This window comes from Pseudoalteromonas sp. CR1, assembly GCF_019392235.1.
In the GTDB taxonomy this organism is placed as follows: Bacteria; Pseudomonadota; Gammaproteobacteria; order Enterobacterales; family Alteromonadaceae; genus Pseudoalteromonas.
Genome location: NZ_JAHXRM010000006.1, coordinates 128,204 through 149,976, shown reverse-complemented (window position 1 = coordinate 149,976; position 21,773 = coordinate 128,204). Strand labels below are relative to the sequence as shown.

Genomic DNA, 21,773 nt, shown 5'->3' with positions numbered 1-21,773 from the left:
CCGTCTGTTCCTGGCACAGAGCTGCCCTTCGTCTCTAACTTGTTTCTGTCCATTGACGAGTTATAACTTAAGTTTCGCTCTTGGCTTTTGGCTCACACTCGATATTCATATATGCTTCCAGATTATAAGCCTAATTCACATTTGAATATTTTGATTAACTGTAAGCTATCCGTCGTTTTTTTAAGAAGGGTACAAACAAAGCAATCAAAATGATTTCATCATATTGATTGCTCCTTTTTTCTATTTCGGCTAATGTACTGTGATTAAAACTTGGTTTTATTAGAGTATGAAGCTAAAAAATTTGACTCATTCACAACGCGAGCGCCTTGCTTTTATTGACTTTAGCCTTGAGTTTTTTGGTCAAATAGCAAGAGCCGACCTTATCCAAAAATTTAAAACTGGTTTAGCGTCATGTACGCGCGACTTAGCGCTATATAAAGAATTAGCACCAGGCAATGCTGTGCTGATGCACGAGAATAAGCGCTATATTCGCTCAGAGGGCTTCAGAGCCGTTTTTAATCATAACCCTGAATTTGTGCTTAATACATTAGCAAAAGGCTTTGGTGATGGCTTCTCGGTGCCACAAGAACGCTCTGAGGTATGTTTTGATGCAATTCGATTAGTTCACCCTAAGCCGAACGTTGTTTCGGCTATCGTAAGAGCAATCTATACACACTCTGCAATTAAGTGCCAGTATGAGTCGCTAACCAGTGGCACAACTCAACGAGAGCTAGTACCTCATGCCATTGTTAATAATGGGCACCGCTGGCATGTGCGCGCTTACGATCGAAAAAGCGGTGAGTTTAGAGACTTTGTCTGCACACGATTTGAGCGCGTCGAATTAATTACAGAAACACCAAAAAATAATGAATTAGCTGATAGAGACACAGCATGGAATACCTTATGTGAATTGCAATTAGTACCACACCCAAAGCTAATGCATAGCAGAGCAATTGAAATGGATTATGGCATGATTGATGGTGTGCTTAAACTAGAAGTCAGAGCAGCATTAGCAGAGTATTTACTCCGGCAGTGGAATGTTGATTGCACTTATGAGGCAACATTAACTAGTGGTGAGCACCAATTACATTTAAAAAATAAAAATAGCTTGGTTGATTTAATCGACTTTTCTATAGCGCCAGGCCAATGACATATTGCAATATACGGCTTAAAACCATTGCCGCTTATGCACTTGAAAGCGTTGACTGATACAAATCAGACTGAACAAATTAATAACAAGGACTTAAAAAATATGACCACAACCAACCAAATCAATCAGGACGATATCAATAAAGCGGTGTGGAACGCCTGCGACACCTTTCGCGGTGTGATCAGTGCCGATACCTATAAAGACTTCATCCTCACCATGCTGTTCTTAAAGTACATCTCTGATGTATACAAAGATGAATACAACAAACTCATTACTCAGTATGGTGATAACCCAGACTTAATTCATGCCATGATGTCGAAGCAGCGTTTTGTATTACCTGAGGGCGCGAGCTTTTGGGACTTATACGAAAAACGCTATGAAGCAGGTAATGGTGAGCGAATCGACAAAGCCTTACACGCCATTGAAGAAGCCAACGGCAGTAAGCTTAAAAACGTATTCCAAGACATCAGCTTTAATACTGACCGATTAGGCCAAGAAAAGCAAAAGAACGACTTACTTCGTCACTTGCTCGAAGATTTTGGTAAAGACATTTTAGATTTAAGCTCAGAGCGTGTGGGCAGTTTAGACATCATCGGTAACGCCTATGAATACCTGATTAAACACTTTGCCGCTGGCAGTGGCGCGACCGCTGGTGAATATTATACCCCACCCGAAGTTTCGACTCTTTTAGCAACGGTTTTAGAGCCTGTTGAAAACGATCAAATATGTGACCCATGTACAGGCAGTGGCTCACTGCTATTAAAATGTGGTGCTATGGTACGTAAAAACTCTGGCTCAAAAAAGTACGCCTTATTTGGGCAAGAAGCGATTGGCTCTACTTGGGCATTAGCAAAAATGAACATGTTCCTACACGGTGAAGATAACCACCGTATTGAATGGGGCGACACCATTCGTAACCCACTACTAAAAGAGAAAGACGGCACCGGCTTACTGCACTTTGATGTAGTAACGGCAAATCCGCCATTTTCATTAGATAAGTGGGGCCATGATGATGCCAGTAGCGACCCTTACGGGCGTTTCCGCCGTGGTGTACCGCCGAAAACCAAAGGCGACTATGCGTTTATCAGCCATATGATTGAAACCCTTAAGCCTGAGAGCGGAAGAATGGGTGTGGTTGTGCCGCATGGTGTGTTATTTAGAGCATCAAGCGAAGGCAAAATTCGTCAACAACTGATTGAAGAAAACCTGTTAGACACCGTTATTGGCCTGCCAGAAAAGTTGTTCTTTGGTACAGGCATTCCAGCCGCCATTTTAATATTTAAAAAGCACAAAACCGATAATAACGTGTTGTTTATTGATGCCAGCCGTGAGTTTAAATCAGGCAAAAATCAAAACCAGCTAACGCCAGACAACATTCAAAAAGTAATCGACACCTACAAGGCTCGTGAAAGCGTTGATAAATATGCCTACCTTGCCAGTTTTGATGAAATCAAAGAGAACGACTTTAACCTCAACATCCCTCGTTATGTTGATACCTTTGAAGAAGAAGCGGAGATTGATTTAGTAGCAGTACGCACTGAACGTGTACAGCTTAAAAATGAGCTGCAAACCCTTGAAGCAGAAATGGAAGGCTACCTAAAGGAGTTGGGTTATGGTGCCTAGTGGATGGAAGCAAACAACGTTAGATAAGGTTTTAACCATAGGTGGTGGTAAAGACTATAAACATTTAGAAAAAGGCTCTATACCAGTGTATGGCTCTGGCGGTTATATGCTAAGTGTCTCTGATTATTTATATGATGGTGAGAGTGTTTGCATAGGTCGAAAAGGTACTATCGATAAGCCGATGTTTTTGAAGGGTAAGTTTTGGACTGTTGATACATTATTTTACACTCATAGTTTTAAAGATTCCGTTCCATATTTTATTTACCAGTTTTTCCAGACTGTTCCTTGGCGTAGTTTGAGTGAGGCTAGTGGTGTACCTAGTTTATCGAAATCGGTTATTAACAAAGTAAAAATTAATCTCCCCCCACTCCTTGAACAACGCAAAATCGTTATTATCCTAGCCACTTGGGACAAAGCGATTAGCACCACCGATCGCCTAATCGACAACAGCAAACAGCAGAAAAAAGCCCTGATGCAACAACTGCTCACTGGCAAAAAACGGCTACTTGATGATTCAGGTAAAATGTTTGAAAGTGAGTGGGAAGAGGTTCTATTAGGAAACATAGTGGATAGACCAATATGCTACGGTGTGCTTAAGCCGGGTGACCATAAAGAAAGAGGCATTCCGTTATTGCGTATTCAAGATCTTAAGTCGTCCAGCCTTGATATTGAAAATATGTTTAAAATAACAGACGACTTACACCAAGAGTTTAAGAGAACGATTCTCAGAACTGGAGATTTGGTTATATCTATTGTGGGTACGCTTGGTAAAGTGCTTAAAATACCCAAACAACTTAATGGTGCAAACATTACCCGCGCTTTCGCAGTAATTGGAGTATCAACTCAAGATACAGACTTTATTAAACATTATTTATCGTCTGATTATATTCAAGAATGGCTTTTAAATACCGCCACAGGGAATGCACAAAAAGTGCTAAATGTTGCTGCTATTAAGAAGCTTAAGATAAAAGTTCCATCTTTGAAGGAACAGCAGAAAATTGCATCTGTTTTAACTAGTTCCAACAAAGAAATCGAATTACTAGAACAACAGCTTGCTGATTTAAAACAAGAAAAGAAAGCGCTAATGCAGCAATTATTAACTGGAAAACGCAGAGTTAAATTGGATGACAAGGAGGTCGCATGATTTCACAGAAACGACCTCGCACCATTCAAATATTTTTGCCTACGGGCGACCCTGCGGGTATTCGCATTGCCGAGCAAACCACGTCGATTATTCGCTTAATTGAAGTGCCGCGTAGTGATATTGCTGAATTTGTAAAAATGCCAGAAGCCAAACAAGTTGGGCTTTATTTCTTAGTTTCTGGCGATAGCAAAGACGAGCTATATATTGGTCAGTCGGGCGATGTGGGTAGCCGATTGATGCAGCATTACAAAGACGAAAAGAAAGATTGGGAGCGTGCACTCGTATTGGTGTCGCTCACTAATAACTTAACCCAAACCCATGTGTTGTATTTAGAATCACTGTCGATAGAAAAAGCAAAGCATTGCCAGCGTTATGAATTGCTTAATGGTAATGGTGGGCAAAAGCCACATACACCTATTCCGCTTAAAGCCGATTGTGATGAAATTCATGAAATTGGTAGCTTGTTGTTAGCCACCCTCGGCTACCCAATTTTTGAACCACTGACAGAAACGTCGCCTAACAAAGTAGAGCAGGTATTTTCCTGTAGCCGTACAGGTGTTGATGCTAAGGGCATTTATACCAACGAAGGCATGGTGGTATTAAAAGGCTCATCAGCTCCTATGACCACGAAGCGTAAAACAGAACAACGGTTTTATGATAAGCGTGACCAGTTACTCGCTAAAGGGGTAATCGCAGAGCAAGGTGGTCGTTTTGTATTTCAACGTGATTATTTATTCCCTACACCAAGCGGTGCTTCGATGTTTTTGCTATTAGCCAGTTCTAATGGTTGGGTAGACTGGAAAACTGAGCTAGGCATTACACTCCATGATCATCAAGGTCGTACACTAGAATCAGCCAATGAGCAGGCAAGTAATATTAATTAGGCAGTAAAGGATTAAGAATTAATGAATAAAATATTAATGACAGGCCACTTAGGGTTGATTGGCCGTCATTTATCCCCTCTATTACGTCAACTAGGTTATGAAGTAGTTGGTTTTGATATTGCTGATGGAACGGGTGATATTTGTAATACATGGCAGTTAAGCCAAGCACTCAATGAATGCTGTGGCGTAATACATTTAGCGGCTGTTTCGCGCGTTGTATGGGCGCAGAACGATCCTGAAAAGTGCTGGCAAACTAATGCGCTAGCCAGTGAACAACTTCTTAAATTAGCGGTAAACAGTACACATAAACCTTGGGTACTGGTTGCCAGTAGCCGCGAGGTTTATGGCGAGCCAAAAACTTTACCTGTCACAGAAACCCTGCCTTTAGTACCCGTTAATATTTATGGTCGCTCTAAGCTTTATATGGAAGATGCCGCCTTAAGCGCACGAAGTGCAGGTATTAATACCGCCATTGTGAGGTTAGCGAATGTGTATGGCTGCACGCTTGATCATAAAGATAGAGTATTACCTGCATTTAGCAAAAACGCTGCCTTAGGCGTTGATTTACGGGTTGATGGCTTTGATCATTTATTTGATTTTACTCATGTAGATGACACCGTAGCAGGTTTAGTAAAAGCTATAACATTGCTGAGTGAAGATGAAAAACAATTGCCACCCATTCATTTATTACCTGGGCATGGCACAACCTTAAAACAAGCGGCACAAATGGCTATTAAGGCCGCAAATAGCTCATCGACTATTGTTGAGGCTGCGCCTCGTGCTTACGATGTGGCTCGCTTTATTGGCGACCCGTCTCGCGCTAAGTCGCTACTGGGTTGGCACGCGAGTGTTTTGCCTGAACAAGGGATTGCAAGGTTAGTTGACGCATATAATAAAAAATTAAAATTAGGAGCGCATTCGTGAAAATATTAAAAGTAATACATGGCTACCCTATGTTGTATAACGCGGGTTCGGAAGTTTATTCTCAAACTATTTGTCATGGATTGGTTAAAAAAGGGCATGAGGTTCGTGTATTTACCCGTGAAGAAGATGCATTTAGACCAGATGGCGACATAAGAATTAGCCAAGATGCTGACGTGCCTGAAATTGCATTACACCTTGTTAATAACCCACGCCACAGAGATAGATATCGCTTAGCGATCATTGACCAAAAATTTGCCGAGTTATTAGATGAGTATTGCCCTGATATTGTACATATTGGTCATTTGAATCATTTATCAACCTCTTTGGTGTTTGAAGCCAAAAAACGCAATATTCCTGTTGTTTATACGTTGCACGATTACTGGTTAATGTGCCCTCGTGGGCAGTTTATGCAAATGCACTCTGCTGACGATAATCTGTGGGCTGCATGTGATGGGCAAGAAAATAAAAAATGTGCCACACAATGTTATGCCCGTTACTTTTCGGGTGATAAAGAAGAGTTAGACCAAGACATTGCTTATTGGGAAAACTGGGTTGAACGCAGAATGCGCCACGTAAAAGAGGTTGTTGAGCATGTTGACTTGTTTATTTCTCCTGCAAAATATTTAAAAAACCGATACGAAAAAGACTTTGGTTTACCCACCGATAAAAGCATTTACTTAGACTACGGCTTTGATCGTTCTCGTATGTTAGGCCGTGTTCGTAATGAAGGTGAGCCTTTTACCTTTGGGTACATCGGTACGCATATTCCGGCTAAGGGTATTCACCAGTTAATTGAGGCATTTGGCAAAATAAAAGGCGATGCTATTTTACGTATTTGGGGCCGCGATAGAGGACAAGATTCACGTGCATTGCGTGCCATTGCAGCCACGTTGCCACTTGCAAAACAAAACAGTATTCAGTGGATGCCAGAGTATAAAAACCAACACATTGCTGTTGATGTATTTAGCAAAACCGATGCGATTGTAACGCCTTCGGTTTGGGTTGAGAATTCTCCGCTTGTGATACATGAAGCGCAACAGTCTAGAGTACCTGTGATTACCGCTAACGATGGCGGTATGGGTGAGTACGTTATAGATGGTGTAAACGGCCTGACCTATGAGCATAGAAATGTAGATGCACTAGCAGAAAAAATGCAGGTGTTTGTTGATGACCCACAGTATGCAAGACAACTTGGTGAAAAGGGTTACGCATTTAGTGACGATGGCGAAATTCCATGTATAGACCAGCATATTATTGATTTAGAGGCTTGCTACAAGGAGTTAATGCAGTGAGGGAAACTGATTTTTGGCGCATTACCTTAGACACTAACCCTGACACCTGTAATTTAAACTGTGTTATGTGTGAGGATCATTCGCCTTATTCTGATAGCCCTAAATTGCGTAAGCAGCAAGGACGATTGCGCCCTAATATGGATAGACTGATGCTTGAGCAGGTGATCCGCGATGCGGCGGCAATGGGCATTAAAGAAGTGATCCCCTCAACAATGGGAGAACCATTACTATACCCTCATTTTGATGTGTTTTTAGATTTATGCCATGAGTTGGGTTTATCGTTAAATTTAACCACTAATGGCACCTTCCCAAGCCCCGACAAACACCACAATGTTGAATACTGGGCTAATCGTATTGTGCCTATTGGTAGTGATGTGAAAATTTCCTGGAATGGGGCTAACGAAGCCACTCACAGTAACATTATGCTTGGTGCTCAATTAAGCGAACATATTGAAAATGCAAAACGCTTTATTGCCGTTAGGGATAGCTGGGCCGAGCGTCATTATTGTTCAATAACAATGCAGTTAACCTTCTTACGCAGCAACTTAGAGGAAATTCCTCAAATGGTTGACCTTGCTATTGCTCTGGGGTTTGACCGCATAAAGGGTCACCAGTTATGGGCGCACTTTGATGAAATAGCGACTGAAAATTTACGTAACGATATTGTATTTGCAGAGCGTTGGAATCAAATAGTTAAGTATTGCCATGAGCGTGTAGAATTACATAATAAAACCGCAATCAGACCTTTTAAGCTAGATAATTTTTCTGAGCTACACATAGATAATTTAGACGATATAGCACCGAATGGCAGCTGCCCATTTTTAGGTAAAGAGATTTGGATTGATCCATCGGGTCGTTTTAATGTGTGTTGTGCGCCTGATCAAGAGCGTAAATCATTAGGGGAATTTGGCTCGGTTGCCGAGTCGTCACTCTCAGAATTAGCACAGAGTGGGCAGTATGTTGAGTTGATGAATACATATCAAGATCACCCTTTGTGTAAGCAGTGCACTATGAGGCGCGTGTAATGAGTATATTAGCTAAACTCTCTGTTTCGGATGATGGTAGATACCATACTTTTGCTAATGGCTCCCCAGCTTACTCTGCACGCTTTGATGAAGTTTTATCATTTCATGACATAGACAACGCCTACCAAGTTGCACCCGTTTGTTTAAATAGCCAAGCGTGGCACATAAACGAAACAGGTGAAGCAATTTACCCGCACAAATTTAATCGTACTTTTGGTTTTTACTGTGGCTTAGCCGCTGTGGTAGAAAACGACGATTGGTTTCATATATTGCCAAATGGCTTTGCAGTTTATGCACAGCGCTATGCGTTTGTTGGTAATTATCAACAAAATATTGCTGTTGTATGTGATAAGGACGGTTTTTACTTTCATATTGATAAATTAGGCCAGCCTCTTTACGAAAATAAGTGGCTGTACTGTGGCGATTTTAGAGAAGGAATTGCCGTTGCTCAGGCTGAAAATGGCCTGAGTACGCACATTGACAAGCAAGGTCAGTATATTCATTCATACTGGTTTTTAGACTTGGATGTTTTTCATAAGGGGTTTGCAAGAGCAAAAAGTGATGATGGCTGGCATCACATTGATAAAAGCGGCAAATCTATTTACGCACAGCGCTACGCAAGTGTTGAACCGTTTTATAATGGGTTTTCGCGTGTTGAAACGCATTTTGGCGCACTGCAAATAATTAACGAACAAGGCGATGTGGTTAGAGAGCTTAGAGCTGCAAATAACGATGACTTTGGAGCTTTATCTGCTGATATGGTTGGTTACTGGCGAACTTTTACTATTGCGGCCGCCGCTGATTTAAAAGTATTTGACTACTTACCTAACAACACAGCTCAATTAGCCATACAAACAAACACATTAGAAAAACGGTTAACTCGCCTGCTTAATGCCCTAGGTGAGTTGGGGTTGGTAAAATGTGAACAAAACATTTGGCATGTATTACCCAAAGGGGCTTTTTTAAATACAAGCCATGCTATATCGCTTGCCAGCGCTGCGATAGAGTATCGTGGTGAGTTAATGCAAAGATGGCATAACCTCACGCAATTAATGCAAGAAGACATTAAAACTGATGACATTTTTAAACAAGTGAGTTTGTCAGAGGAGCATACTCAAAGGCATCACAAAATGCTGCGTAGCTACGCATTAAAAGACTATGAAGAACTTGTTTGTTATTTAGATATTGAAAAAGGCGATGTTGTTTTTGATGCTGCGGGAGGCAATGGTTTATTAGCACAGCTTGTTCTTGATAAGTTCCCCTCTTCAAATGTGATTTTGGGTGACCTTGAAGGTGTTGTTGATTCTAGCGACTTTAGTAATAAGATAGCCTTTGACCTTTTTAAAACATGGCCCACTAAAGTAGACAAAATAATATTGGCGCGTGTGCTTCATGACTGGAATGATACCGATGCTTTGCAAATTCTTTTAAATGCAGCGGACACATTACAAAATAATGGTGCGATTTATGTGTTTGAAATGTTACTTGATGAGTACAGTTTTGGTGGCTCTCTCTGCGATTTACATTTACTTACAGTGACAGGTGGACAAGAGAGGACGCAAGGCCAATTTGAAGCGCTATTTAAAAAAGCAGGGCTTTGCATTGATTCGGTTATTAAGAAAGGTGGCTTAGTAACTGTAATGAAGTTAATACGGACATAAATAAATGAAAAGAATACTCATTGTAAGACATGCTGCTCGGCCCGATATTTTACCTAACACTGTGGGTAATGATGTAATGCTGACTGATGAAGGTATTGAGCAGAGTAAATTATTTGCTTCGCTAATAAACGATCAAGTATTGAGTATTAGAACCAGCCCTATTGGCCGATGTGTTCAAACAGCCGAACTAATAGCTCAGGCCACTCATTTTAAACTTGATGATATAGAGCAGTGCCGCTTATTAGGTGACCCTGGTTTTATTATTAAAGATGGTGACTTAGCTTGGCAACATTGGCTGAAAAAAGGTCATGAAGCCGTAAATTTACATTTGCTTTCGGGTACTGAATCATGGGATGGTTTTTATGACTTAAACGATTCGGTAGCACGTATTTTTAGTGATATTAAAGAGCTGTTAAGTAACTCAGCAGATGGAGTGCATTTATGGGTTACTCACGACACCATATTAGCCACCTTAGCGGCTCGTATTGGAGACAAGCGATTAACGCTTCAAGATTGGCCTAACTTTTTGGGTTACTTGGAAATAACGTTAAGTGATGACCAAATACATGTAAGTTATTCGCAAAAACCTAACTTAGTAGGCGATGCAAATTAAGGATGATTAGGCACAATGACAACCATTAAGTTTCAAGAAGAATTTAGCGCAAAAATTCCTGCGCTCACGTTGCTGACTAACTTAGGCTATACGTTTATTCCACCGAGTGAGTGTGAAGCTCTTCGCGGGAACACGTTAGCAGGTAATAAAAAAAGCACCCATCAGGTGGTGTTGTTACCTGTAATGCGTGCCTTTTTAGCCAAGCAGACATTTTCGTTTGCAGGTAACCAGCATACATTATCAGAAGCGGCCATTGATAAGGTAATGCATGAGCTGAACCCTGCCATGAACCTAGGGCTAAAAGCCGCTAACGAGAAAATTTATGATGCGCTAATGTATGGCGTGAGTGTGACTGAATTTATTGATGGTAAAAAGGCATCTCCTACTATTAAGCTGATTGATTGGCATAATATTGATAACAATGTCTTTCATTGTACCGAAGAGTTAGTAGTACAAAATGCCGAGGGTACGGGCAACCGCAGACCTGACATTGTGTGCTTTGTAAATGGTTTGCCATTAGTGGTGATTGAGGCAAAACGCCCCGACTCTAACAGAGAAGGTAAATCGACCAATGCTGAGGCAATTTCTCAGAATATTCGTAACCAAAAGCAAGATGAAATTCCTCATTTATATGCCTACAGCCAGTTATTGTTAGCCATAAACGGGCATGAGGGCTTGTATGCAACATGCGGCACCCCTGAGAAGTTTTGGGCAAAGTGGAAAGAAGAGCATATACCGGAAGCTGAGTTTGTAAGGCTTAAAAACCATGCGCTGCGTGATAAGCAATTAAATGCACTGTTTAATCATCGCCCTGCAAAAGATAAAGATGATTACCTTTCACTTGTTGCTGCGGGTGAGCTGACGGTAACCGACCAAGACAGGCTGATTGTAAGTTTATTACGCCCTGAGCGCCTACTGGATATGACCCGCCTGTTTACTTTATTTGATAAAAAAGCAGGCAAGATTGTAGCTCGATACCAGCAGGTGTTTGGCATTAAAGCGCTAATAGAGCGTATTAATACGTTTGATGAGAAGGGTGCGCGCGAAGGCGGCGTTATTTGGCATACTACGGGCAGTGGTAAGTCGTTTACTATGGTGTTTTTATCTAAGGCGCTTATATGGCTTGAAGAGCTAGCGCAGTGCCGCGTAATTATTGTGACTGACCGCGTTGATTTAGAAGACCAGCTAAGCCGTACGTTTGCTTCTGGTGGTGTACTCACCGACCGCGATAAAAAAGATGCTATGGCGACCACAGGTAAGCGTTTGGCTGAGCAAATTGGTCAAGGTAACGAACGGGTTATTTTCTCGATCATTAATAAGTTTGGCTCTGCCATAAAACACAAAGACTGCTACAACGACAGCCCTAATATAATTGTGTTAGTGGATGAAGGCCACCGCAGCCAAAACGGTGAAAATAATATCCGTATGCAGCAGACGCTACCTAAAGCGGCTTTTATCGCCTTTACAGGTACGCCGCTATTAAAAGATGATAAAACTGAGAACAAGTTCGGTAAAATCATTCACTCTTACACTATGCAGCAAGCGGTTGAAGATAAAACCGTGACCCCATTGCTCTATGAGGAACGTATTCCTGAGCTAAACGTTAACGACAAAGCGATTGATGCATGGTTTGATCGCAGTACCAGTAAGCTGAGCGACAAACAAAAAACTGATTTAAAAAGAAAGTTTTCGCAAAAAGGTCAGATTTATCAAACTGCCGATCGCATTATGTTAATTGCCTACGATATTGCCGACCATTTTCAAAACTTTAAGCATCAAGGTTTAAAGGGCCAACTAGCCTGTGACTCTAAAGCCTCTGCAATACGCTACAAAGAGGCATTAGATAAAATTGGCAGCGTTACATCAGTTGTGGCAATGTCGGCTCCTGACACACGTGAGGGGCATGATGTTGTTGATCAAGAAAGCAAAGACATTGTGCAAAACTGGTGGAAGACCAATGTTGATAAGCTGGATGAAAAAGCCTACACCAAAGCCATTATTGAAGACTTTGGCAGAGATGACGGCCCTGACATTATGATAGTGGTTGATAAACTGTTAACGGGCTTCGACGAGCCAAAGAACACCGTACTGTATATTGATAAACCCCTTAAAGAGCACAACCTGATTCAAGCCATTGCTCGCGTAAACCGTTTGCATAGCAAAAAGCAGTTTGGCTACTTGATTGACTACCGAGGCATATTAAAAGAGCTTGATACCACAATAGAGAAGTACCAAGACCTAGCGGAGCGTACTCAAGGCGGCTTTGATATAGACGACCTAAAAGGGTTGTATAACAGCATGGACACCGAGTATAAAAAGCTGCCAGGATTACACAGTGATTTATGGTCGATATTTGACGGGGTTAAAAACAAACAAGATGGCCCTGCTTTACGCCAAGCATTAGCGCCAAAAGTGTATGAGGTTGGTGGTAAGCTTACCGACACTAATCTTAAAAAGCGTGATGACTTTTACTCAATACTCACGGCATTTTCAAACTGTATGAAAGTAGCGCTACAGTCAGCCACCTACTTTGAAGATAAGTCGTTCGACAACAAACGTGACTTGTACAAACGTGACTTAAAAGCCTTTGTAGATTTACGTAAACAAGTACGTGAAGATGCCGACGAAACTATTAATTATGATGAATACGCTGAAGATATTCGAAGCTTGCTTGATAAACACATAGCGGGTATTGAAGTAAAAGAACCTGATGGTGCATATTTAGTTGGTAACTTGGGCAAAGACGTTAAGCCACAGGATATGAATGATGACGAGGCTCGTAACCAAACAGATAAAATCACTGGCCGTATTACCAAGATGATTGAGCAAGACTTAGCAGATGATCCTTATGCGCAGGAATATTTTTCTAAGATGCTTAAAAAGGCCATTGAAGATGCCAAAGCCATGTTTGATGCACCAGTAAAGCAGTACATTCTTTTTGCTGATTTTGAGCAAGAAGTGAAAGACCGCAAAATGGCTGATGTTCCCAATGACTTTATGGATGACGCAGGCAAGTTAAACAAACATGCCCAAGCCTATTTTGGCCTGTTCAAACATTTATTCGATAGTGAGCTTTTAACTGAAAAGGCACTGGATAACGAGAAGCTAGTAGTGCTTGCTTTTAATATTGACGCCGTCGTGAATGACGCGGTTGCTGAGTATTCCATTAACCCTGCGGAAATTGAAAACGCTATTCACATGAAGTTATTACCCATACTGTTTACTGAGCTTGGCCTTGATAACGCACAAAAGCTGATTGAAGAAGTGTTAAAGATAACCCGATTAGGTATAGCTAGAGGCTAATGTAAGTGACGCAAAAAACGGTAGCCGCTGCTATTCATTCTGAAAAAAGCAGCGCAACAACCAACGAACAGGGTGTTTTTACTTATGGTAACGACACCATTCGCTATGACGTTATTCGTAAACCAAAGCCTAGTGATACAGCTAAAAAAATAGCACGTAAGGTCGTTATAAAAGTTCACCCTGATCAACGTGTTGTTGCAAGCGTGCCTCATGATGCAAGCGAAGATGCTATTGTTGATGCCATGCACAAGCGTGCAAGGTGGATATGGCAAAGCATTAATGACTTTGCAAAGCAAAAGGACACAGTATTGCATAAGCGTTATGTAAGTGGTGAAACCCAATTTTATTTGGGAAAGCGCTATGTACTCAAGGTAATTGTTGATGCTGAACAAGTGCCCAGTGTAAAGCTCAGCCGAGGTAAATTAAACGTCACGATAAAACATGAAGCCAGTAAAGATATTGATGATCGGGTGGTCAAAATTAAACCACTTATCGATAAATGGTATCAGCATAAAGCAAAAGCCATTTTTCATGAGCGACTAGCCGAACTGCTGCCTAAAACTACATGGGTAACAGGCATTCCCTCTTTTCGTGTAATGGCAATGAAAAAGCAATGGGGTAGCTGCTCAACTAAAGGTAACTTGATGCTCAATCCTCACCTTATTAAAGCCCCAAAGGAATGCATTGACTATGTGATCCTTCATGAGCTTTGCCACATTGCAGAACACAACCATAGCGAACGCTTCTGGCGCTTATTAACGCAAGTGATGCCTAATTGGAAAGAAGTAAAAGCCAAATTAGATGATATGGCGGAGGTGTATTTGAATGAGTAAAGCACTTCTTAGTGATTTGACTAATAAGTGTTAAAGCTATTACTAATCACTACCGTGTACTAGCCCAGACTAGATCTGACAGTTACTTGTTTTTAAGTCTATGGCTATTAGTTTAGATTTGAGCTACTCCCTAAATATACTTATTCTTTAACGGTTTTATTAGATACTAACTCTATAATTTCCCCAGTAGATTTATTTACTCTAATTTCCTTATGTTGCCCGGAGTGCTTAATTTGATTTTGTAAGTCAGCATTAACGAGCCTTAGTTTATCTATTTCTGCGTACATTTCATGTAATAATACCAATAACTCTTCAAGTTTATCGTCGTTTACTTTAGGGTTTGTGTTATTTTTTTTCTTTTCTTTAGTTAACTTTTTTTTTAGTTCAGCAATCTGAGTTCTGAGTTGTTTTATTAATTCATCTTTGTTTTTTTCTTCCCAATGTAGTTGAGCTATTTCAATAGCTTCTCGTAAATTAACCCATTTTTCTTCTGCTTTTGATAGATTTGCGATATTTCTTTTGGCCCTAGTTGCTACTGCATTCTTGGTTATTTTACTGCCGTCAGATTTCATTTCATAAAAAGCACACTTAATATCGTCGTATGCATTGCTCATGCCTGTGTTCCTTCATTTTTATCTGACTTCGCTTCATCTAAAACATAGTCAGCGGCTGTTATATTGTTTTTCCAGTTAATGGCAAATAGCTCATATTCATCTTGTTGTTCTTTAGGTAGACTTGAATATGTTGCTAATTTTTGCGATGCCTCTTTTTTAATTATTTGCCAGTTAATTTTGTGGCGTTTACTAATAATTTTACTGCCGCAATAAACGCAGCCATTAGGTATGCCAGCGCCTTTTATTTTACATGCTTCTCCTGCCGTACAATACCCAGTAGGCAAGCCGCGAATGCTTTGAATATTTTTCACAAAGAATTTTTTTAGCTCTTCGATTGAACTGAAGTGGATTTGTTTGATTAAATTGGAATGTCTACTTTGACTATCAGTAATACCTATTATTAGATCTTTTGAAGTTTTATTAATTTGTTCACCAGCGCCACCTTTTAATGATTGCGACTCGGCCTGGTCAATTAATTCTTCAGCAATACGTTCAATTAAAATTTCACTAAACTCTTCTGTAGTTTTAATTAAACTCATCGAGGCTAAAAATGCTCTTCGAGTATAAACAAATGTCATCAGACTAGATAAATGTTTAAATTGATATCTAATATCATCAAGCTCACCTAACTTATTGGCTATAACAAAGTAGGCTAATGTATGCCTAAACATATGAGCAGTCAGCCTCAGCTGATCCCCAGGTTCGTAAGGGATGCCTCTGTTTTTACCTCGAACTCCTTTGTAGTTAGACTCAAGGCGTTCAAGCTCTGCGATGTCTTCACTATCTAGAGTTAAATCAAAAAGTTCAGCGTTCTCTTTATTTTTAACCTCGAATTTTGTGAATCTTCCTGAATTACTAAAACTAACACTACAGCTGCTGGGTGAAACACCGAAGAGACGGTTATTTTTCAATCCTTCTTCCAAGTTGTGTGCTTGTCGGTTTCCAATGTTGGCTCTGTAAGATGACAGAACAGCTTGTGCCCTCTCTTGCATACCAATCACATATTTCTCAAGTAATTTAATAGATTCGTATACTTCAGCGTTTGAGAACCATTCCATTTCAACTTTACTGTTATCTGTTTTGGTCATTGTTGCCGTTAAGTAATAAATACCATCCTTGTAGCTGGCACACCCAAGCTTACATGTCAGTACTTCGTTATATCGCATTCCTGTATAGGCTAAGATGTTTAAATATGTAGCTAACTTTAAATCAGCTAAGCTCTCAGATAGTTGAATGAATTCCTCTCTGTTTGCCATGTTTCTGACGTGTTTTTCAATTAACTCGAATGTGTCATTTTCTGGAGGGGGTTCAAGGGTACCATTCATTAAACTGCCAATTAAATCTGAGTTTAATTCGAGCCATCGATCAATTTTTCTTTGAGACTTTTCAACTACTTTAGAAGTAAATTTTAAAACCCTTTTCATTACCTTAGTCGGGATGACTGGGTGCGAGTAAGTTATAGAGCTCGGATGATAAAGTTTATTTAAGTCTTCAATAAGGTCAAGAAAAACACTGCATACTTTGGGGCCAAATAATTTGTAGCTTCGTTGCACATTAAATAATTTAGTAAATGAGTGAGTTTGCTTGTAAATAGTAATCTTGGCGATTTCGTAAAGGTAATCTTTAATTAAGTTTCTAATAACTAAATCAGGTTTAAATTCCAACTCATGGAAAGAGGAGTAACCTCTCTTCCTTATAAAGCCCGCGATCAAGTTTAAATAAGTTATATCATTCTGGAGCGTAGATATTTTGAAAGGCTTACCACCAACAACGTCACCATGTGTTAATTTAAGTAATGCATAGATACGAAGTTGATATGCTAGCTCATCTTCACCGCTAAAAGTTACATTCCTTTGCACTTCTTCATAGCTATACCAAGTATTATCACCAAATTGAACGCTTCTATTTTGTTCAATGTACAATGCTTGATTTTCCCACAACTTAATGTTGTTAAGACAGTTTGAATCATCAACTTTAAAATCTTCTAATACCTGATTTAAAGGCTTTATTGTGATTAGCCCTTGATGTGACTTTACTATCGCTTGATCTAGTAATGTTGTTTTGGTGATTTCTTTGATCATAGCAAACCTGTATCTTTCCAGTGTGGGTGAATACCTTCAGCTTTTAATAATTCTTTTCCATCAATTACTGCTTGAAAGTCGAGTTTAGCAATATCATCTAATATACTGTTAATTCGATGTTTAAGTTGCTTTATGTTTTCTAGTTGCTCTGTAACACCATCAAATGTTGCAGCGGAACTTTCCATATCAGCAACAACAAAGTCTCGATATGATAGCAGTTTCCAGACATGCTCTTTATCGGCAATACAACGATAAAACGCGCACCATAAGCATGCATTAAAATCTGCACATGCTTGTTCATTAGCATCTCGCTGGCTTAATAACTTTCTGTTTTTTGACTCAAAAGCTCTTACTACTGATTTTTCTTTTGAATCAGTACATACACCATTAGGAACTTTTTTACCGTTATCCGGTGGCGTCATCAAAATAATTACGTTATCCGTAACATCGCGAACAAAATAATCAGCCATCGTTTTTGTTGCTCTGTTTATTGTTTTTGCAACATCTTTGTCATCTTGCATCAGGTAATGACGTAAGAAAGTTGCATATGAGTGTTGGCTAGCTTTTTGATACCACTTGAATTCTTTGGCTACTTTTCTATAAATGTAGTTAAGGCCTGTTTTTCTAATCTTGTTTACACTAAACATAACTTCACAACCAAGATCAGCTAAAATTTTATTTATAGTTTGCTTAAAACGACCTGCTGATAATACTAGGACCTCTTTGTTGCCTAGATTGTCTGTTTGTGGGTAAACAAAAATTCTTTTTGATAAATTGCTGGCAGAGGGTTGATAAGAAGCTGTTAGTTCAATAGCTGACTTTATATCAAAAAAAACTGATGCAACTATTTCGTCGGCTAAGATACCTTCTTTTTCAATATTCTCAGCGTTTACCTCAAATTTATGCCATTGCGTTTGATAATCAGCCCTGCGTTTAAATAGACGAATAGCAGGTGTTTTATTTGAATGTAATGGGGTATTTAAGAAAAGTAGGTCAGTGGTATTTAGCTCTAACGTAGGAGTGAGATTCCAACCAGTCTTTAACATGACTTTTGCAGCATAAAGAGCAATTTTTTCTTTAACTGTAAGAAATTTTTCAGAAGAAAGTCCTATTTCAATAAAGTACGCTAATTTAACTACGTCCTGATACGAGTATAGCCTATTTTGATTTTGAGAAAGCTGGGCTTGGTGTTGCTCTCTTAACTCAGTGCTAACGGGAAAGCTAATTATTGTATCTAAACCATAGAAAGTTAGTAATTTATCAATTGCACTCTGGTATTGCTTTGCTGTAACTATTGATAAATCATTACGCTTTGACTTTAATTGAATGGCTTCTCTTATAGCTTTTAAAATTTCAAAGTTATTTTCTACAAATGCGTGAACTCCATTCTGTGCAATGAGTTCCATTTGTTTGCCTGTTAGTGATGATACATTATTTTTTAAAGCGTTAGCCATATCAAGAATATAGCCTTTTAGCGTAATAATACCTATGCTCTCACCATCAATTCGCTTCGTAAAGACGTCATGATACTCGGCTAAGTTTTGATAATACTTATTGGTATTATTGTAGATCCATTCTAACCTTTGATACTGTGTAGTATCACTTTCCTTTAAGTAGTAGGCTAATGAGTATGGCAGTAAACTATACAAGATGATTTTCTTGCCAGTAATGAAATGGTAAAGACTTAACGCGGCGTTTAGTATCATTAAATATTGGTACTTATGTTTAATACTTGCGTCTTGATAAAGTTTATAAAGAAATTTAAATATTTTTTTGTCATTGGCAGCAAGACCAGATATACCGTATTTGCTTAGTAAAACAACTGTTGGGCGAGTAATATCACCACCGTTATGTAGCCACTTCAGAAATGATAAAGACGTACTTTTAACTTGAGCCTTCTTAGGGGTAGGGGCGTTTGCTAACTGGTTTTTTAAAAAAGCATCTATTTCCTCGCCAAATATTGGCGATATACTTCGAGCGTAGCTAGAAATTTCTGCTTCTGTTTTAAGATAATTGATTTTTGCAGCACCCCATACATCTGGATGTAAGTATTTTAGAAAAGGGCCAAGGTGGTTATTGCTTATAAGTGGTGAAATAAATGCCTTATCTCGTAACGTTGTTAATAATGGCTGTTTGGCTTGTTTGGTCTTACTAAAACTATCGTGTTGGCAAAGACCTATAATAGCAGAGGATGTTCTAAGGATGTTGTCTCGAATCGATAAGTTTTTAATACTTGCTTCCAGTAATGAAAGGTGGTCTAAATATCTTTGAAGCAACACTCGAATCTCTTTTAGCTGATGAAATTCAAGCTTGTGTAACTTTACTAAATCAATTGAAATTGATTCATTAGTTAATCTAAAGGGAGCGCTAATTTTGTTATTGTTAAGATGAAACTTAACGATGTTCTCTAAGGCTTCTTCGACCCTCGTAGCATAAGCTGGCAGCTTTACATTAATAAGCTCGTTGACACAAAAGTATTCTATTTCTTGCCAAATCTCAAAATCTAATAAAGCGTCGAAACCTTCAGATGTAATTGCAGAGGCTGTATTCGTATTTACTCTCTCTAGTGCTAAAGGTAATAAGTGTAGTAAAGTTATACAAGAGTTGCGCAAACGACTCATTGAAATAGCAGCATGATCATCTTTACTAATATTATTTTCCTTGTCGTATGCTCTATTAAATAAAACGTCTAACTGTTTGGCTATAGTTGAAGAGTAAGGTACAAAACGAGCGGGAATACGGTTTGACCTACGCTTTTTGTCTAATTTAAGCTCTGGCATTTGTACTCTCACTCATTAATAATTTATCAACATCCCCATATATATCTTGTACCCACTCTGACATTGCACCATATGCATCTACACCGACACTTTTGGCAAAATCGATGTATCTTTTTGTAGTTTTGAAACTCTCATGACTCATTAAGGTCATTAGTATTTGCCGAATTGAACTTTCTGACTCATTTTTTTCAATTAAATATTTTGCAATGTAAGTTGCGAAAGTAGCACGTAAATCATGAAATGTACGCGTTAGTACTTCTAATCCACGCTTCTTTTGTTCTTTTCTAATAATAGAAATGGTATTTCCGGGAGTTTCTTCACTAATTCGTTCTCCTGAGCTATTCATAAACAAAGGAAGTGGTTGTTCATCATTGTTCATACGATAACTCGTTTCATGTTTAGTACGCTGCCTCATATTTTCAGATGATAAAGTGTGAAGGTATAAAAGTTTCATTAAGGATCGTGCAATAGTAAGTCTTACTGGCTTATGGCCTTTGCGAACTATGGTTAGTTTAGGAATGTGATTTTTGTGTTCTTCTTTGTCTGGATCAAAAATATCCTTCTGATCAATTGCAGAAATTTCGAAAGAACGAAGTCCACCCAGTAGTGCACACTGTAAATATATCTTGTAAGAACGCTTTTGAGCAGTAGTAGTCTGTAATAGTTGTGTGAGTTCTTTTGAAGAATATGGTTGCAGTACTTTGTCAGGTGAGTCTTCCTTTTGTTTTATTGTGTTAGGTATACTTAAGTTACTGACCCATTTCCATAACCCTCCAGAACGTGTTGAGCTGGTAGGTAATTGAAACAGCGCGCTCTGGCCATTTTTGGCTTTAGACGTTATGCGGACTTGCTTGTATTCCAAGGAGAAGGGAAGGCTGTCTATAGAACCGCGCTTATGACTCCAAATGTAAAATGTTTTAACAGCCCTTATTCTCTCTTGTGCAGTATTGAAACTTAGGCGTTTAGCTTTGTCCTTAGTTGTTACTCTATCGCACAAATGTTTGTGATAGCGCCAAACAGGTAACCGTGAAATATCATCGTCTACTGACTGCCTAGAAAGTGGTGCGGCAATAACCTCAAAATAAGATGCACCATCTTTAATGAGCCAGTCCAGAAACGCTTTTAAATGCTTAGCTATACCACGAACAGTTTTTACGTCTAACCGCTTGCCTGGTTGACTAGCGTAATAAGCGTCGCTAAAAGCTTCACTTCCCCTTTGATTTTTCTTGAGACTGAAGTGGCCTTCAAAACGGTGGCTCAAGAACAAGTTCATTTCTTGGCATTCGGTAATACGATCAGGATGATATAGCAGAGGGAAGCTTAGTTCTTTTTTGTTATGGCGATATGAATGAGCTCTGATGCCATCTACAATCTGAATAGGTTCTCCTGCTTTATCCAGATGAAAATACATTCCTTTTCCAAAATTGACAGGTTTATTAATAATTTTAGATTTTGTTGTAGTTGATGCAATCATGCTTATTCACCTCTGGGTAAATCTTATTTGTAAAAACTTTTTTATTCAAGGTTCTTATAGGTATGATAGTATGGTATCAGTTCGGGGGTGATTTTAGATGAAAGCCAAAATTTAACAGCGTCTCAACTTAAAACAATTATTACTCGGTGCGGTGAAGGAACTAAGCTCATTTGTACTGGTAATTTGGCACAAATAGACAGTAATTACTTAACCCCAGTCACATCAGGTTTAACCTATATTGTGGAGCGTTTTAAAAACTTTGAAGGCAGCGCAACTATAAACCTCAATGGTGTTGTACGAAGTCGATTAGCTTCATTTGCGGAAGAGAATTTATAACTTGCGCTTAACTATTTGGCTCGATAGTCTAATGAT

15 protein-coding genes and 1 pseudogene are annotated in these 21,773 nt (G+C 39.3%); 12 read left to right on the top strand and 4 right to left on the bottom strand.

Going from position 1 to position 21,773, the window contains the following annotated elements:
- The first annotated feature begins 286 nt into the window (after nucleotides 1-286).
- The 11 genes from KZZ04_RS07740 to KZZ04_RS07690 all read left to right on the top strand — a co-directional run bounded on the left by KZZ04_RS07740 (nucleotide 287) and on the right by KZZ04_RS07690 (nucleotide 14,452).
- The gene (locus KZZ04_RS07740; RefSeq protein ID WP_219422321.1) at nucleotides 287-1,150 is read left to right on the top strand and encodes a WYL domain-containing protein; all 864 of its coding nucleotides are present in this window, start codon (nucleotides 287-289) and stop codon (nucleotides 1,148-1,150) included.
- A 102-nt stretch (nucleotides 1,151-1,252) separates the two neighbouring features.
- Nucleotides 1,253-2,773: a type I restriction-modification system subunit M gene (locus tag KZZ04_RS07735; RefSeq protein ID WP_219422320.1), complete on the top strand. Its 1,521-nt coding sequence runs from the start codon at nucleotides 1,253-1,255 to the stop codon at nucleotides 2,771-2,773.
- On the top strand, nucleotides 2,763-3,917 hold the full coding sequence (locus KZZ04_RS07730) for a restriction endonuclease subunit S (protein ID WP_219422319.1): 1,155 nt from the start codon (nucleotides 2,763-2,765) through the stop codon (nucleotides 3,915-3,917). The genes KZZ04_RS07735 and KZZ04_RS07730 overlap by 11 nt, the downstream gene beginning before the upstream one ends.
- Complete coding sequence (locus KZZ04_RS07725; protein WP_219422318.1) at nucleotides 3,914-4,801, top strand: GIY-YIG nuclease family protein; 888 nt, start codon at nucleotides 3,914-3,916, stop codon at nucleotides 4,799-4,801. Before KZZ04_RS07730 ends, KZZ04_RS07725 begins: the two co-directional genes overlap by 4 nt.
- Before the next feature lie 21 nt (nucleotides 4,802-4,822).
- Nucleotides 4,823-5,725 carry an NAD(P)-dependent oxidoreductase gene (locus KZZ04_RS07720; RefSeq protein WP_219422317.1) on the top strand — a complete coding sequence of 301 codons (903 nt, stop codon included), beginning with the start codon at nucleotides 4,823-4,825 and terminating at the stop codon, nucleotides 5,723-5,725.
- A complete protein-coding gene (locus KZZ04_RS07715; protein WP_219422316.1) occupies nucleotides 5,722-7,017 on the top strand; it encodes a glycosyltransferase in 1,296 nt (431 codons plus the stop codon). Before KZZ04_RS07720 ends, KZZ04_RS07715 begins: the two co-directional genes overlap by 4 nt.
- Complete coding sequence (locus KZZ04_RS07710; RefSeq protein WP_219422315.1) at nucleotides 7,014-8,042, top strand: radical SAM/SPASM domain-containing protein; 1,029 nt, start codon at nucleotides 7,014-7,016, stop codon at nucleotides 8,040-8,042. The genes KZZ04_RS07715 and KZZ04_RS07710 overlap by 4 nt, the downstream gene beginning before the upstream one ends.
- The gene (locus KZZ04_RS07705) at nucleotides 8,042-9,703 is read left to right on the top strand and encodes a methyltransferase (protein ID WP_219422314.1); all 1,662 of its coding nucleotides are present in this window, start codon (nucleotides 8,042-8,044) and stop codon (nucleotides 9,701-9,703) included. The genes KZZ04_RS07710 and KZZ04_RS07705 overlap by 1 nt, the downstream gene beginning before the upstream one ends.
- Nucleotides 9,704-9,707: 4 nt before the next feature.
- Nucleotides 9,708-10,316 (top strand): histidine phosphatase family protein, encoded by a 609-nt coding sequence (locus KZZ04_RS07700; protein WP_219422313.1) that lies wholly within the window; start codon nucleotides 9,708-9,710, stop codon nucleotides 10,314-10,316.
- Nucleotides 10,317-10,331: 15 nt separating this feature from the next.
- Nucleotides 10,332-13,619 (top strand): type I restriction endonuclease subunit R, encoded by a 3,288-nt coding sequence (locus KZZ04_RS07695; RefSeq protein WP_219422312.1) that lies wholly within the window; start codon nucleotides 10,332-10,334, stop codon nucleotides 13,617-13,619.
- Between the two features lie 5 nt (nucleotides 13,620-13,624).
- On the top strand, nucleotides 13,625-14,452 hold the full coding sequence (locus tag KZZ04_RS07690; protein ID WP_219422311.1) for a SprT family zinc-dependent metalloprotease: 828 nt from the start codon (nucleotides 13,625-13,627) through the stop codon (nucleotides 14,450-14,452).
- Between the two features lie 140 nt (nucleotides 14,453-14,592).
- Here the strand turns inward: KZZ04_RS07690 and KZZ04_RS07685 are convergent, their stop codons facing one another.
- Genes KZZ04_RS07685 through KZZ04_RS07670 form a run of 4 tightly spaced genes read right to left on the bottom strand, consistent with a single transcriptional unit; the run spans nucleotide 14,593 to nucleotide 21,401 of the window.
- Nucleotides 14,593-15,066, bottom strand: a complete 474-nt coding sequence (locus tag KZZ04_RS07685; protein ID WP_219422310.1) for a hypothetical protein — start codon at nucleotides 15,064-15,066, stop codon at nucleotides 14,593-14,595.
- The gene (locus tag KZZ04_RS07680) at nucleotides 15,063-17,147 is read right to left on the bottom strand and encodes a tyrosine-type recombinase/integrase (protein ID WP_219422309.1); all 2,085 of its coding nucleotides are present in this window, start codon (nucleotides 17,145-17,147) and stop codon (nucleotides 15,063-15,065) included. The genes KZZ04_RS07685 and KZZ04_RS07680 overlap by 4 nt, the downstream gene beginning before the upstream one ends.
- Nucleotides 17,144-19,927: a hypothetical protein gene (locus KZZ04_RS07675; RefSeq protein ID WP_219422308.1), complete on the bottom strand. Its 2,784-nt coding sequence runs from the start codon at nucleotides 19,925-19,927 to the stop codon at nucleotides 17,144-17,146. The genes KZZ04_RS07680 and KZZ04_RS07675 overlap by 4 nt, the downstream gene beginning before the upstream one ends.
- Nucleotides 19,914-21,401 (bottom strand): site-specific integrase, encoded by a 1,488-nt coding sequence (locus KZZ04_RS07670; RefSeq protein WP_029774389.1) that lies wholly within the window; start codon nucleotides 21,399-21,401, stop codon nucleotides 19,914-19,916. Before KZZ04_RS07670 ends, KZZ04_RS07675 begins: the two co-directional genes overlap by 14 nt.
- A 90-nt stretch (nucleotides 21,402-21,491) precedes the next feature.
- On the opposite strand from KZZ04_RS07670, the pseudogene KZZ04_RS07665 reads away from it, so the two are divergent.
- Nucleotides 21,492-21,737, top strand: a pseudogene (locus KZZ04_RS07665) (PhoH family protein); the annotation flags it as partial.
- Between the last annotated feature and the right edge of the window lie 36 nt (nucleotides 21,738-21,773).

Coding starts and splice junctions, on each gene's coding strand:
- KZZ04_RS07740 (WP_219422321.1), top strand. CDS start 287: ATGAAGCTAAAAAATTTGACTCATTCACAACGCGAGCGCCTTGCTTTT.
- KZZ04_RS07735 (WP_219422320.1), top strand. CDS start 1,253: ATGACCACAACCAACCAAATCAATCAGGACGATATCAATAAAGCGGTG.
- KZZ04_RS07730 (WP_219422319.1), top strand. CDS start 2,763: ATGGTGCCTAGTGGATGGAAGCAAACAACGTTAGATAAGGTTTTAACC.
- KZZ04_RS07725 (WP_219422318.1), top strand. CDS start 3,914: ATGATTTCACAGAAACGACCTCGCACCATTCAAATATTTTTGCCTACG.
- KZZ04_RS07720 (WP_219422317.1), top strand. CDS start 4,823: ATGAATAAAATATTAATGACAGGCCACTTAGGGTTGATTGGCCGTCAT.
- KZZ04_RS07705 (WP_219422314.1), top strand. CDS start 8,042: ATGAGTATATTAGCTAAACTCTCTGTTTCGGATGATGGTAGATACCAT.
- KZZ04_RS07700 (WP_219422313.1), top strand. CDS start 9,708: ATGAAAAGAATACTCATTGTAAGACATGCTGCTCGGCCCGATATTTTA.
- KZZ04_RS07695 (WP_219422312.1), top strand. CDS start 10,332: ATGACAACCATTAAGTTTCAAGAAGAATTTAGCGCAAAAATTCCTGCG.
- KZZ04_RS07685 (WP_219422310.1), bottom strand. CDS start 15,066: ATGAGCAATGCATACGACGATATTAAGTGTGCTTTTTATGAAATGAAA.
- KZZ04_RS07680 (WP_219422309.1), bottom strand. CDS start 17,147: ATGATCAAAGAAATCACCAAAACAACATTACTAGATCAAGCGATAGTA.
- KZZ04_RS07675 (WP_219422308.1), bottom strand. CDS start 19,927: ATGCCAGAGCTTAAATTAGACAAAAAGCGTAGGTCAAACCGTATTCCC.
- KZZ04_RS07670 (WP_029774389.1), bottom strand. CDS start 21,401: ATGATTGCATCAACTACAACAAAATCTAAAATTATTAATAAACCTGTC.